This window comes from Nocardia sp. NPDC050630 (assembly GCF_044457245.1).
Classification (GTDB): Bacteria; Actinomycetota; Actinomycetes; order Mycobacteriales; family Mycobacteriaceae; genus Nocardia.
Window position 1 is genome coordinate 72,868 of sequence record NZ_JBITGN010000010.1, and the last position, 15,044, is coordinate 87,911.

At 66.4% G+C, this 15,044-nt stretch carries 3 protein-coding genes; 2 read left to right on the forward strand and 1 reads right to left on the reverse strand.

Annotated features, from left to right (window positions below; all coding sequences use genetic code 11):
- Positions 1 to 20: 20 nt before the first annotated feature.
- Positions 21 to 13,394 carry an amino acid adenylation domain-containing protein gene (locus tag ACIBG0_RS24430; protein WP_397035282.1) on the forward strand — a complete coding sequence of 4,458 codons (13,374 nt, stop codon included), beginning with the start codon at positions 21 to 23 and terminating at the stop codon, positions 13,392 to 13,394.
- Between the two features lie 221 nt (positions 13,395 to 13,615).
- On the forward strand, positions 13,616 to 14,566 hold the full coding sequence (locus ACIBG0_RS24435) for a dioxygenase (protein WP_397035283.1): 951 nt from the start codon (positions 13,616 to 13,618) through the stop codon (positions 14,564 to 14,566).
- A gap of 57 nt (positions 14,567 to 14,623) precedes the next feature.
- On the opposite strand, the gene ACIBG0_RS24440 is transcribed toward ACIBG0_RS24435, so the two are convergent.
- Positions 14,624 to 15,037, reverse strand: a complete 414-nt coding sequence (locus tag ACIBG0_RS24440) for a hypothetical protein (RefSeq protein ID WP_397035284.1) — start codon at positions 15,035 to 15,037, stop codon at positions 14,624 to 14,626.
- Between the last annotated feature and the right edge of the window lie 7 nt (positions 15,038 to 15,044).

Genomic DNA, 15,044 nt, shown 5'->3' on the forward strand with positions numbered 1-15,044 from the left:
CAGAACGCAGGTGTGCTTTTATGCAACAGCCATCGTCCTCGAACGGAAAAATAGGCACCGCACCGCCCAACAGCGCGTTTCCGCTGTCGGCAGCCCAGCGCGGCATCTGGTTCGCCCAGCACATCGCGGGTGATACGCCCATTTCGATCGCACAGTACGTCGAATTGGTCGGCGAACTCGACCTCGACGCGCTGGCGGAGGCCGCGCGCCGGACCGGACGGGAATTCGGCACCGGATATATCCGGCTGCTCGATGTCGAGGGTCAGCCGTATCAGTACATCGACACGACCTTGCAAGACGAGCCCATCGTCATCGATCTGCGGGACGAGCCCGATCCCGAGGCGGCGGCACAGGCCTGGATGCGCGCGGAGTACGCCGCCCCACTGGATCTCATGCGCGATCGACTGGTGGCGATGGCCATGCTCCAGGTCGCCGACGATCGCTGGTTCTGGTACTCGCGCATGCACCACATCGTGCTCGACGGTATGGGTGCGCTCGCACTGGTACAGCGCACCGGTGAGATCTACAACGCCGCCATCGAGGGCCGCGAGGCGCCGCCCGCCAAGGCCGAACCACTGCAGAAGATCGTCGAGGCCGATCTGGCCTACCGCGACTCGGACCGATTCGAGGCCGACCGCGAGTACTGGCGCGAGCATCTGGCGGGGATGGCCGACCCGGTCAATCTCGCGGGTCGCGAGGCCGATGTCGACGCGCCGCCGAGCCGGGTCTCGGGCGCACTGCCCGCCGCGACGGCCGAATTGCTCGATACCGTGGCGAAGGCGGCGGGCTCGAACACAGCGCCGACGATCGTCGCCGCCTTCGGCGCCTATCTCGCCGCGATGACCGGCGCGCCCGAAGTAGTACTGAGCCTTCCGGTTTCGGGACGCACCACGGCGGCGCTGCGCCGCTCCGGCGGCATGATCGCCAATGTCGTTCCGATGCGCCTGAGGTTGGCACCGACCACCACGGTCGGTGACGTGATCCGGGCAGCGCAGAGTGAGCTGACCGGGGCGCTGCGCAGGCAGCGTTATCGGCAGGAGGACATCGTCCGTGATCTCGGCTGGTCGATGGACGAGGCGTCGTCGTTCGGCCCGGCCGTAAATCTGATGATGGTAGACACCAGGATTCAGCTCGGCTCGGTCACCGGACGACTGCACGTGCTGACATCCGGGTTGATCGATGACGTGTTTTTCAACCTGTATCCGGGCGTCGGCGGCGAGAGCACCCACATCGATCTGCAGGGCAACGGGAACCTGTACAGCACCGATGAATTGGCGGCACACCATGCCCGCTTCTCGATGTTCCTGCACGCGTTCCTGGCCGCCGGACCGGATGCGCCGCTGTGTACCGTCCAAGTCGTTTCCCCGGACGAGCGGGATCAGCTGGTGCCCGCGCGCGGACCCGAGGCCGTCGCACCGCGCACCCTCCCCGAAATCATCGCGGCCGGTGCCGCGCTCGCCCCGGAGGCTGTGGCGCTGCGCAGCGGCGATACCAGCATGACCTACCGACAGGTCGACGAGTACACCAACCGCCTGGCCCGCGTCCTGATCGCGGCGGGCGCCGGACCCGAACGCACCGTTGCGATTTCGATTCCGCGCTCGGCCGAATCCGTCCTCGCCACGCTCGCGGTGGCGAAATCCGGTGCGGCATTCGTGCCCATCGACCCGACCTATCCCGCCGACCGGATCGAGCATATGGTCGGCGACAGCGGTGTCGTCGCGGGCCTGACCGTGCACGCGGCGCGAAAGTCCCTGCCGGACCGTGTGAATTGGCTGCCGCTGGACGATGAAGCGACGGCCGAAACGGTGGAAGCACAGGATTCGGCGGCGATCACCGATGCCGACCGCCGCGCGCCGGTACACCTGGATCAGATCGCCTACATCATCTACACCTCCGGATCGACGGGACTGCCCAAGGGTGTGCTGGTGTCGCATCGCGGCCTGGCGAATTTGGTCACCGGTTCCGGCGCCGGATTCGGCGTCGGCGCCGATTCGGTAGTGGCACACGCGGTTTCGCCGAGTTTCGATATTTCCGTCGAGGAGATCCTGGTGACCCTCGCCGCGGGTGCGACGCTCGCGGTAGTGCCGCCGTCGGCGTATGCGGGCGAGGAAATGGCCGAGGTCCTGCGCGCGCACCGGGTCACCCATCTCAATGTCACCCCGACGGTGGTGGGCTCGCTGGCCCCGGCGACGCTGCCGGATCTGCACACGATCGTCGTCGGTGGTGACGCGTGTCCGCCGGAGCTGGTGACCGCCTGGGCCGGGCGGACGCTGTTGAACGGCTACGGGCCCACCGAAACCACCGTAACCGTGACCTTGAGCGGACCATTGCGCCCCGGCGCGCCGGTCACCATCGGCGGCATCGTTCTCGGTGTCACCGCTGTCGTGCTCGACCCGTGGTTGCGACCGGTGGCGCGCGGCACGGTCGGTGAGCTGTATCTGGCCGGTGCGGGCGTTGCGCGCGGCTACCACCAGCGCAATGGGCTGACCGCCAGCCGTTTCGTCGCCAACCCGTACACGCCGGGTGAGCGGATGTACCGCACCGGCGATCTCGTGCGGTGGACCGAGCACGACGAGCTGGAGTACCAGGGCCGCAGCGACTTCCAGGTCAAGGTGCGCGGGTTCCGCATCGAACTCGGCGAGATCGATGCCGCGCTGCAACGGCAGCCCGATGTCGACTTCGCACTCACCATCGGTGCCGAGACTCCCGCCGGAGCGACCGCGCTGGTGGCATACGTGCTCGGCAAGCCAGGCACCGAGATTCACCCCGAGGCGCTGAAAGCCGCTGCCGGTGAGACGCTTCCGGCCTATATGGTCCCCTCGGTCATCATGGTGCTCGACAGCATTCCGTTGACACCGCTCGGCAAGGTGGACCGCAGGGCACTGCCCGCACCCGATTTCAGCGTCCGAGCGGTTGCGAGCCGGGCGCCCTCGACGCCGCGCGAAGCCGCACTGGCCGATTTGTTCGCTGATGTGCTCGGACTGGAGACGGTCGGTGTCGACGAGAGTTTCTTCGCACTCGGCGGCGACAGTATCGTCTCCATCCAGTTGGTATCGCGCGCGAAGGCGGCTGGGATCGGCTTCAGCGCACGAGATGTGTTCGAGCGCAAGACCGTTGCCGCGCTGGCCGCGATCGCGACCGACGTGCGCGCGCAGACGATCACCGAACTGCCCGGCGGCGGGGTCGGCACCGTGGAGCTCACGCCGATCGTGCACGCCATGGTGGAGCAGGGACCGACCTGGAACCGCTTCGGTCAGGCCGTCTTGATCGGTCTACCCGAGGGTCTCGGTCGCGACCAGCTCAGCGCGGCGGTCCGAGCTCTCATCGACCATCACGATGTGCTTCGCTCTTCACTGCGGCACACCGAACAAGGCTGGGAATGGGTTGTCACCGAGCGTGATTCGATAACCGCCGATGACTTGATCGAGGTAGTCGCGGCCGACGCGGAATCCGACGACAGCTACGAACGCGAGTTACAACACGCGGCGGATCTGCTCGACCCCGAGGCGGGTATCGTTGCGCGCTTCGTGCTGATCGAGCGGACGGGCGCCGATCCACTGTGCTGGCTGGTGCTGCACCATCTGGTGACCGACGGTGTCTCCTGGCGAATCCTGCTGCCGGATCTGGCGATCGCGGCGGCGGGCGGCGCACTCGCGCCCGTCGGCACCTCCTTCCGACGGTGGGCATACGGTCAAGCCGAACAGGCGCCCGAGCGGGTGGCCGAACTACCACTGTGGCAAGAGATGCTGGCTACCCCGGATCCGGCCATCGGCTCGGCGACACTGGATCCCGCGGTCGACGTCGTGGCCACCATGGGCCAGTGCCGGACCACCGTCGACCCGGATATCGCGAACACCGTGGTGGCCACGTTGCCCGACCAATTCCATTGCGGTGCGGACGATGTGCTGCTCGCCGGACTCGCCCTCGCGGTGAGCCGCTGGCGCGATCGCACTACCGCGCTGCTCACCCTGGAAGGCCACGGCCGATCCGAGACGCTGCTGCCCGGCGCCGATATCGCCCGCACGGTCGGCTGGTTCACCAACATCTACCCGGTGGCCATCGATGTGACCGGTATCGATCTCGACGACGCGTTCGCTGGTGGCGGCGCGGCGGGCACCGCGATCAAGGCGGTCAAGGAACAGCTGCGCGCGGTACCGGATAAGGGCATCGGCTACGGCATGCTGCGCTATCAGCATCCGGAGTCCGCTGCCGCGCTCGCGGACGCGCCGATCCCGCAGCTCAGCTTCAACTATCTCGGCCGTGCGCTCACCGGCGGGCACGCGGGAGCGTGGCTGCCACAGCGTTTCGCGGCGACGCACAACGAATCGGCGCCACTGGCCGCGGTCGTCGATATCAACGCGGTGTTCACCGATGCCGGTCTGGAGGTCACCTGGGCCTACGCCTCGCGGCTGCTCGACGAGGCGGATGTCGGTCGACTCGCCGAGCTGTGGTCGCAGGCGCTGCGTGCGCTCGCGGTGCACGCCGACTCGCCGGACGCGGGCGGACGCACCCCATCCGACTTCGAATTGGTCCCGGTGCGCCAACAGCAGATCGAGAGCTGGGAGCGCACCTACCCGAATCTCGTCGACGTCTGGCCTCTGTCGCCGCTGCAGTACGGTCTGCTCTTCCACGCGCTCTACGACACCGATACCGCCGACGACTACACAGTCCAATCCATGCTCACCCTGGCGGGCACCGTGGATTCCGCCCGCTTGCGCGATGCGGCGCAGGCCCTGCTGGAACGGCACGAGAACCTGCGCGTCGCCTTCACCGAAACCGACGACGGTCCGCGCCAGCTGGTGCTCGCCGATGCCGAAATCCGCTGGCACGATATCGATCTCACCGATATCGCCGACGCCGACGAACGTGACCGCGAAGTCGACCGCCTCATTGCCGTCGACGCCCGCACCCGATTCGAACTCGATCGCCCACCCCTGATCCGCTTCACCCTCATCCGCACCGGGGCCGATATCTATCGGCTGGTCATGACCAATCATCATCTGCTGTTGGACGGCTGGTCGACGCCGCTACTGGTGCGCGAGCTGCTGACGCTCTACGTCATGACGGGCGACACGTCCACACTGCCGCCCGCGCACTCCTACCGGGAGTTCCTGACGTGGCTCGATGAGCAGGACAACGAGGCCTCGCTCGCGGCTTGGACGCAAGCGCTGGCCGGCGTGGATACGCCGACGCGCGCGGTCCCGACACTGGCCGGGATCGAATCGACCGAGACCGGAATGATCTCTCGCGACCTGACCCGCACCACGGTCGAGCGGCTCGAGACCACCGCACGCGAATCCGGCGCGACGGTGAATACGATGGTGCAGGCCGCATGGGCAATGCTGCTCGCCATGATGACCGGACGCACGGATGTCGTGTTCGGCGGCACCGTATCCGGTAGGCCACCAGAGCTGCCCGGTGTCGAAGAGATGGTCGGGCTGTTCATCAATACGCTCCCGGTACGGGTCCAACTCGATCCTGCGGAGAAGGTCGCCGAGCTACTGACCCGCATCCAGGCCGAGCAGGCGCGCCTGCTGGACCACCAGCATGTGGGACTGGCCGCCATCCACCGTGCCGTCGGTCTTGCCGAACTCTTCGACACGCTGACCGTATTCGAGTCGTATCCGATCGACCGGGAGGCACTGTCGCAGGCGCTCGATATCGCGGGTATGCGGGTGCTCGATATCGAGGGCACCGACGCGACGCCCTACCCGTTGGGCCTCATGGTCATTCCGGTGCACGGTGAAGACGGGCACGACACACTGCGCATCAGCCTGAAATTCATGGCCGACCAGCTCGATATCACTGCGGCACAACCACTGTTGGATCGCTTCATCCGGCTACTGACCCAACTCGCCGACAGCCCGAATGCCCTCGTCTCCCAACTGCGATACTGCGACGACGCCGAACTGGCCACCCTGCTGCCGGTGCGCGGATCGGAATCGGTTCCGCCGCAGACACTTCCGGAGATCCTGTCGGCGGGCGCGCGCGTCGATCCCGATGCCATCGCGATCACCGCGGGCGATCTCAGCATGAGCTATGGCGAACTCGACGCCTGGTCCAACCGCTTCGCCCGGGTACTGCTCGGCCGCGGTGTCGGCCGGGAGATCTTCGTCATACTCGCACTCACCCGATCACTGGAATCCGTGGTGGCCGTCTGGGCGCTCGCCAAGTCCGGAGCGGCCTTCCTACCGCTGGATCCGAGCTACCCGGTGGAGCGGATCGAGCACATGCTCACTGATTCGAAGGCCCCGATCGGAGTGACCGTCACGGCGACCGGTGAGACATTGCCCGGCACCATCGACTGGCTGCTGCTCGACGACCTGAACACGATTCGACGAGTCATGCTCGTCTCCGACGCACCCATCACCGACGAAGAGCGCGGCGGCCCCATCAATATCGACCAGACCGCCTACCTGATCTACACCTCGGGCTCCACCGGTAAGCCCAAGGCGGTCCTGGTCAGCCATCGTGGCCTGGCGAATATGGCCACCGCACAACAAGAGGCCCTCGAACTCGGTCCCTCTACCAGTTCGCTCCAGGTCGCTTCGCCGAGTTTCGACGCATCGGTCATGGAACTGCTGATGGCGCATTCGACGGGTGGCCGCTTGGTGGTAGCGCCACCGGATGTCTACGGCGGCAGCGATCTCGAACATCTGCTGCGCACCGAACGGGTCACCCATGCCGCGGTCACGCCGTCGGCGCTGTCCACCATGGAGCCGAACGATCTGCCCGACCTACAGGTGCTCGGGATCGGGGGCGAGGCCGGCGCACCCGAACTGATCGACCGTTGGGCGGTCGGGCGGCGGATGGTGAATCTCTATGGCCCAACGGAATTCAGCGTCTGTGCGACCAACCCCGCCGAGCTGCTGCCGGGGAAGCCGATCACCATCGGCGGCCCGATCCGCGGCGCGTCCAATCTGGTGCTCGATACCTGGCTGCGACCGGTACCCGTTGGCATCGTGGGTGAGCTGTACCTGGCCGGTCCCGCGCTGGCCCGTGGTTACTTCAATCGGTTCGCAATGACCGCGGCGCGCTTCATCGCGAATCCGTATGGCGCGGCCGGGGAAAGGATGTATCGAACCGGCGATATGGTCCGATGGGTCGTCGGAGCCGACGACGCGCTGGAACTGGAGTACTTGGGCCGCAGCGACTTCCAGGTCAAGATCCGCGGGTTGCGCATCGAACTCGGCGAGATCGATGCCGTGCTCTCCCGTGACGAACAGGTCGAATACGCGGTGACCATCGGCCAGCCGGGACCGGCGGGGGCGACGGTACTGGTCTCCTATGTGCTGCCCACGGCGGGCACCGAATTGGACCCCGAGCGGCTGCGTGACCGAGTCGCGGCCGAACTGCCCGGCTATATGGTGCCCAGCCACGTCGTGGTGCTCGACGAGATCCCGCTCACCCCGGTCGGCAAGCTGGATCGCAAAGCCCTTCCGATGCCGGACTTCTCGGTAGCGCAACGGCCGTATCTGGCCCCGCGCACACCCGTCGAACAGGCCGTCGCCCAGGTATTCGGCGATGTACTCGGCACTGAACAGGTGAGCGTCGACCACTCGTTCTTCGAACTCGGCGGCAACTCCCTCAGCGCTACCAAGGTCGTCTCACGGATCAATTCGACCCTCGGCTCGACCATCGCGCTGCGCGATCTGTTCGACGCGCCGACCGTCGCGCAACTGTCCGCGCGGGTGATCCCGGCGACCGACGGCAAACCGGGCCGGTTCGTCCTCGCACCGCGGATCAGGCCGGACCGAGTTCCCTTGTCCCCGGCTCAGCAACGCATGTGGGTGCTCAATCGGCTCGATCCCACCTCGTCGGCGTACAACATCGCGGTCGCGCTGCGGCTCACCGGCCACCTGGATACCGACGCGATGCGCCGGGCCATGGCCGATGTGATCGGCAGGCACGAGAGTTTGCGCACGCTGTATCCCGTCGACGCAGAGGGACCACGTCAGGTGGTCGTCAGCGTGCAGGTGGCCGCGCCGCCCATGCCGCTGCTCGATACCGAAGACGGCGCCCCGCTGCGTGCGCGCATCAATGAGCTGGCCGGTACCGGATTCGATCTCGCTATCGAGCCGCCGGTGCGGGTGGGGCTGTTCCGGATCGTGGAGCCGGTCGCTGCCGTATCGAGTTATTCCGCCAGCGACGCGCCGGGAGCGGCGGAGCAATCCGCCACCGTCGCGCCGGTCAGCTCGAGCCCGTCCGCGGGCGTCCCACCGGTGTCATCGGGTGCCTCCGCAGGCCTGGCTCCGGTGTCTTCGAGCTACACCGCGACGGAGACCGCGGTAGCGGATTCCGTCGGTGACGGATCGGCCGATGTGCACGTCGTTGTGCTCGTCGTACATCACATCAGCGCCGATGGCGCATCGATGGCGCCGCTGGCGGCCGATCTGGTCGCCGCCTACTCCGAGCGGGCCAGCGGGGCCGAAACCCCCAGAGTGCCGCTCACGGTGCAATACGCCGACTTCGCCCTCTGGCATCGGGAACTGCTCGGCAGCGAGTCGGATCCGGAATCGCTGGCGGCCCGCCAGATCCGGTTCTGGATCGACACCCTCGCCGGTGCGCCGGATCTGCTGGAACTGCCCGCGGACCGCCCGCGCCCCGCCGTGCAATCCATGCGCAGCGCCGACCTCGGTTTCACCCTCGACGCGCCATTGCACCGTGCCATTGTCGAATTCGCGGCCGCGAACAATGTCAGCGTATTCATGGTCGTACACGCCGCACTCGCGGCTCTGCTCGCGCGGCTCGGCGGCACCGACGACGTGGTGATCGGAACACCGGTCGCCGGTCGTGGCGCGGAGGCACTCGACCAACTCGTCGGCATGTTCGTCAATACGCTCGCGCTGCGCACGCCGGTCGATCCGGGGACCGGATTCCGCCAGTTCCTCGCCACCGTGCGAGCCGCCGATCTGGATGCGTTCAGCAATACCGATGTGCCCTTCGAGCGACTCGTCCAGGTACTGAACCCAACCCGATCGACCGCACACCACCCGGTATTCCAGGTGTCGCTGTCACTGCAGAACTTCGTCGAACCGGTCCTGGAACTGCCAGGGTTGCGATTCGAGGTAGAGGATTTCGATCGGGCTGCTTCACAATTCGACCTGACCCTCGATTTGCGCGAACGTTTCGGCGCCGCTGGCCCGGACGGTGTCGAGGGCGTAATGACCTATGCGAGAGATCTTTTCGATCCGAGCACGATCGCGACCTTCGCCGCGCGGTGGCGTCGCGTACTCGCCACGGTCGTCTCCGATATCGATGTACGTCTGGCCGATATCGATATCCTCGACGAATCCGAACGCACACAGCTGGTTCCGGTACGTGGTCCGCGGACTGCGGGCACGATGACGCTGGCCGAGGCACTCGCCGTATCCGCCACGTCGTATCCGGACCACCCGGCCGTGGTCGCCGGCGGTCATACGACGACCTACCGAGAGCTCGACGCTCAGTCGAATCAGCTGGCCCGGCTGCTCCTCGAAGCGGATATCGGACCGGAAACCGTAGTGGCGCTCGGTCTCCCGCGCTCGGCCGAACTGCTCACCGGCATGTGGGCCGCCGCGAAAGTCGGCGCGGCCTTCCTGCCGGTCGATCCGAAACATCCGGTGGACCGCATCGATCACATGCTCACCGATTCCGGTGCGCGGATCGGGCTCACCCGCGCTGCCTATCGGCCACTACTGCCCGACAGCACCGAATGGCTCGTCCTCGACGACATCGCATTCAGCGCACGCTGGCGGGCGGCGAGTGATGCTGCCCTGTCCCCGCATTCGATCCATCCCGACAATCCGGCCTGGATGATCTACACCTCGGGGTCGACCGGAACACCGAAGGGCGTCTCGGTCCCGCATCGCGGCATCGCCGATCTCATTGCCGCACAACGAGAATCGCTCGGTGTCGATGCCAAATCCCGGGTATTGCAAGTGGCCTCACCGAGTTTCGACGCATCGGTGTTCGAGGCGCTGATGGCATTCGGATCCGGCGGCGCGTCGGTGGTCGCCCCGCCGGAGGTCTTCGGCGGCAGCGCACTCGCCGAACTGATCGCCGCTGAACACGTGACGCATATGGTGATCACGCCATCGGCCTTGGCCACGATCGATCCCACCGAGGTTTCGAGCGTGCGGGTGCTCGCGGTGGCGGGCGAGGCGGTCGGTGCCGAACTCGTCGAACGCTGGTGCACCGACCGGACCATGGTGAACCTGTACGGTCCGACCGAATTCACTATCTGGGCAACGGGTTCGGCACCCCTGGTCGCGGATGCACCCGTCACCATCGGTGCGCCCATCCGCGGTGCCGCCGCATTGGTCCTCGACGATCGGCTGCGCCCGGTGCCCATCGGCGTCGCGGGCGAGTTGTACCTCGCCGGCCCCGCACTGGCCCGCTGCTATCACGCCCGGCCGAGCCTGACCGCATCACGGTTCATCGCCAACCCCTTCAGCGAACCCGGCGAACTCATGTACCGCACCGGCGACCTGGTGCGCTGGACCCGCGCCGCAGGGCAGTCCCTCGAACTCGAGTACATCGGCCGCACCGACTTCCAGGTCAAGGTGCGCGGCCAGCGCATCGAACTGGGCGAGATCGATGCGGTGCTCGGCCGCGCGGACGGGGTTGATTTCGCCGTAACGCTCGGCGTTCCCGGCCCCACCGGATCGACCGCGCTGGCGACGTATCTCGTGCGTAAGCCCGGTGTCGAACTCGATATCGCGCAGGTACGCGCGGTCGCCGCCGATACACTGCCCGCGTATATGGTGCCCGCCGCCTTCGTCGTCCTGGATGCCATCCCGCTCAACGCCGTCGGCAAACTCGACCGAAAGGCCCTGCCGGAACCCGAATTCGTCGTCGAGGAGACCGAATACCGCGCCCCCTCGACCGCGACCGAGCAGATCCTGGCACAGATCTACGCCGAACTTCTCGACCGTGACAAGGTCGGCGCCGATGATTCGTTCTTCGCGCTCGGCGGCGACAGCATTCTCGCGATCCAGCTGGTATCCCGCGCGAAGCTGCGCGGCATCCAGTGCACACCGCTGCAGCTTTTCGAACATCGCACCGTAGCCGCGCTCGCTGCCGCCGTCGACGCCGCCGCCACGGTCGTCCCGCTGGACGAACTGCCCGGCGGTGGTATCGGTGAGCTCCCGCTCACCCCGAATGTGCGCGCCCTGGTGCAGCGGGGCGGTAACTTCGATCGCTGCGCGCGGGCCGCGGTGCTGGAACTTCCGGTCGGCATCGAACGCGGCCAACTGGTCACCACACTCACCGCCGTGGTCGACCGGCACGACATGCTGCGCTCGCGGCTGTGGCAGGCCGAGGACGGCTGGCGGCTACGGGTCGACGAGCCCGGATCCGTCGATGTCGACGCGCTGGTGCACCGCATCGAGTTCGATGCCGCCGCCGACCCGCTCGATCTGCGCGAATATGCCGTATCCGAATTGGATGCCGCGGCGGACCGGCTCAGTCCAGCGAAGGGCATTGTGCTGCAATCCGTCTGGCTCGACCCGGTCGGCGACGCCGGAGCCAGGACGAGATCGGGCCGATTGCTTGTGGTGGTGCACATGATCGCCATCGACAGCCCATCGTTGCGAATTCTGGTGCAGGACTCGATCGCCGCATGGGCACAGGTGACGGTGGGGAATACACCCGTGCTAGCCGAGACCGGTACGTCGATGCGCCGGTGGTCGCACGCGCTGGTCGAGGACGCGCATGCCGACCGTCGTATCGCTGAACTCGACTATTGGCGCCACGTGCTCAGCGGTCCCGATCCGCTGGTCGGCTCCCGCGAACTCGATCCGGTGATCGATCAGACGCACACCCTGCGCACGGTCGGACTCGAGGTTTCGGAGGAGGTAACCGACGCGCTGCTCGCCACCCTGCCCGGGCTACTGCACGGCAGCGGCACCGATACCTTGCTCGCTACCCTGGCCCTGGCGCTGAATCGCTGGCGGGCACGCCACCAGGTCGACGAACCGACGGCTCTGCTGCGCCTGAGAGCCGATGACAGACCGGGACACGCGATTCCGGGCGCTGACCTGAGTCGGACTCTCGGCTGGATCACCCCTATCTATCCGGTTCGGCTGGATCTGACCGAGGTCGATATCGATGACGCCTGCGCAGGTGGCCTCGCGATGGGTGCGGCACTGCGCGCGATTAAACATCAGCTGCTCGGTGTGCCGGACCATGGCATCGGCTTCGGCGCGCTGCGCTACCTCAATGATGCTGTGGCAGACCAACTTCCATCCCGGCCGCCCGGACAGATCGGCTTCGAATTCCTGGATCTGCGCTCGGCCGACGACATTCCGGCCGGGCTCGAGGGGCTCGGCTGGTCGCCCACCGACGAATTCGGTGAGCCGCGCGCCGACGAGCACCCCGGTGTCCCGGTCACGGTCGCGATCGATGTGACCGCGTTCGTCATCGACGATCGGTTGCACGCGAATATCCGCTTCCCCGAAACACTGCTGAACCGCGCCGAGGTCGCCGAGCTGGCGACCGTGTGGTCCGATGTGCTCAGTGCGGCAGCCGATTTCGCGCAGACTCCTGCGGCGCAGCAGGCCGCCGCGGACGAAAAGGCGGCCCTGGCGGCGCAGGCGGCCGCACGCAAAACCGCCACCACGCCAACCGGACTCGGCCTCGATGTACTCCTGCCGATCCGACTCGGCGGCACCGAACCCGCACTGTTCTGCATCCACTCCTCGTCCGGAATGTCGTGGAGCTATCTGGGATTCGCGGAACGGCTCCGGCCCGGCCGCCCGATCTACGGTCTGCAGGCGCCGGATCTCGGTGGTGAACCGTCGGCGCGCTCCATCGAGGAGGCCGCCGACCGGTACATTCGCGAAATCCGAGCCGTCCAGCCGAACGGGCCATACCACCTGCTCGGGTGGTCCTTCGGCGGTCTCATCGCGCATGCGATGGCGGCGAAACTGCAGGCGGCGGGCGAAACTGTCGGCGTTGTCGCGCTCTTGGACAGCGACCACGCCGATATCGATAGCGACACTATCGAACCGCTCTCGGCGGGCGCGTTCGTCAATACCTTCGGCTCGATCTTCGGCATCGAGGACGTGCCCGCCGAAGCCAGCGCACAGGAGGCAGCTGACCTCATCAAAGCCCGGCTGGGCATGGAAGTCATCGATGCCGAGATCATCGAGCGAATGGCCAATTCCTACAACGCGTCCGCGCGCACCCGCACCGGATATCGCCGTCCGATCTTTGACGGCGACCTGCTCTATTTCAGCGCCACTGTCGATACCTCCGATCTCGTCGGCCCGGACGGCTGGCGTCCGTATACCACCGGCCGCGTCCTCAACCACGAGATAGATGTCACCCACAATGAACTAACCTCGCCGCATGCGCTCGCGATCATCGCGCGTGTGCTCGATGACCATTTGACAGCTGACAGCACCGACTGAATGCCGAATTCGAATCGACCGAATTATCGACCACGGAATTCGGACGGCGCCTCGTGCCGTTGGCTACGGCCGCCTGGCGTCATTCGACTCCCACGCGATCTGAAGAACATAGGCGGCGGCATCACGCACAGCGCACGCACAGCCGGGCCCAATACCACCCATAGCACCCGTTCATAACGTCACCGTGGACAGCGCAATCTCCCCAACGGAAGGACAATGCAGTGAGCGCACATCCCCGGCACGACGGCGCCGGCGAGGTCGACGAACACGATCTCGGCCTCGCCCACGACTTGAAGGTGATGTCGCGTCGCCGCGCCCTGTTCTTCTTCGGCGCGGCCGGGGCGGCGACCGTGACGACAGGCTGCGCGTCGGCGACGACCACCACCGCGACCTCCACAACCACCACGACCACCAGCAGCAGCACTGGCACGGTTACCGCCGCACCGCAGGAGACCGCAGGCCCATATCCGGGCGACGGCTCCAACGGACCCAATGTGCTGATCCAATCCGGCGTCCTCCGATCCGATATCACAACCAGCTTCGGCGCGTATTCCGGTGTCGCACAGGGTGTTCCGATGACCCTGAAGTTGAAGTTGCGGGACTTGACCAAGAGCGGCGCCGCCGGTGCGGGCATGGCCGTCTACGTATGGCATTGCGACCGTTCCGGTGAATATTCGCTCTACGGCAAGAGCATTACCGACCAGAACTATTTGCGTGGCGTGCAGGTCGCGGATGCCAACGGCGAAGTGAGCTTCACCTCGATCTTCCCCGCCTGCTACTCCGGTCGCTGGCCTCATATCCACTTCGAGGTCTACGACTCGCTCGGTACCGCCGTCGCGGGCGATAACGCCCGGCTCACCTCACAGATCGCACTGCCGCAGGACGTGTGCAGCACCGTCTTCACCGCCGACTCCGGATATTCACAGAGCATCAGCAACCTCTCCCAGATCTCACTCGCCTCGGACAATGTCTTCGGTGACGGCTGGGATGCCGAAATGGCCATGGTCACGGGCACGCCGAGTTCGGGTATGACCGTTTCGATCACCGTTGGCGTCGCCGAGAAATCGCAGAACACCCAGTCCGGCACCGGGGGCACACCACCCGGACAGGGCGGTCCCGGTGGACAAGGCGGCCCCGGCGGTCAGGGCGGACCACCGCCGCGCATCAGGTAGGCGAACAACTCGGCCCCCGACCCGCACTCGACGGATCGGGGGCCGCTCACGCGAAACCTATCGGACGACTGTGCTGTCGGCGCCGATTTGCCGCGCCAGCGCCCAGATGATCAGCACATCGAGCGCGATCATCACCAACGACCAGAACGGGTACATCGGCGCGAACAGGAAGTTGTCCAGGAGGCTGACCGAGGCCATTACGATGCCCGCGAGATAACCCCAGGTCTGCCCGGTGACAATGCCGATACCCGCGATAATGATCAGCACCGCGATCACCAGATGGACCCAACCCCAGGCCGAGACATTCACCTGGAAAACCTGATCCTCGGTCAAGACGAAGAAGTCGCGCTTGGCGATGGCCGCTATGGCGGCGAGCAGATGCAGCAGGCCGGTGATCAGAATCAATACGCCCGCGAAGATCGTCATGTCATTGAGCGCGGGTCCGGTCTTGGTCGGGCCGGGACTGGTCATAACACAC

What these genes read in the sequence shown, in the direction of transcription:
- ACIBG0_RS24430 (WP_397035282.1), top strand. Translation starts at nt 21, where the DNA reads ATGCAACAGCCATCGTCCTCGAACGGAAAAATAGGCACCGCACCGCCC.
- ACIBG0_RS24440 (WP_397035284.1), bottom strand. Translation starts at nt 15,037, where the DNA reads ATGACCAGTCCCGGCCCGACCAAGACCGGACCCGCGCTCAATGACATG.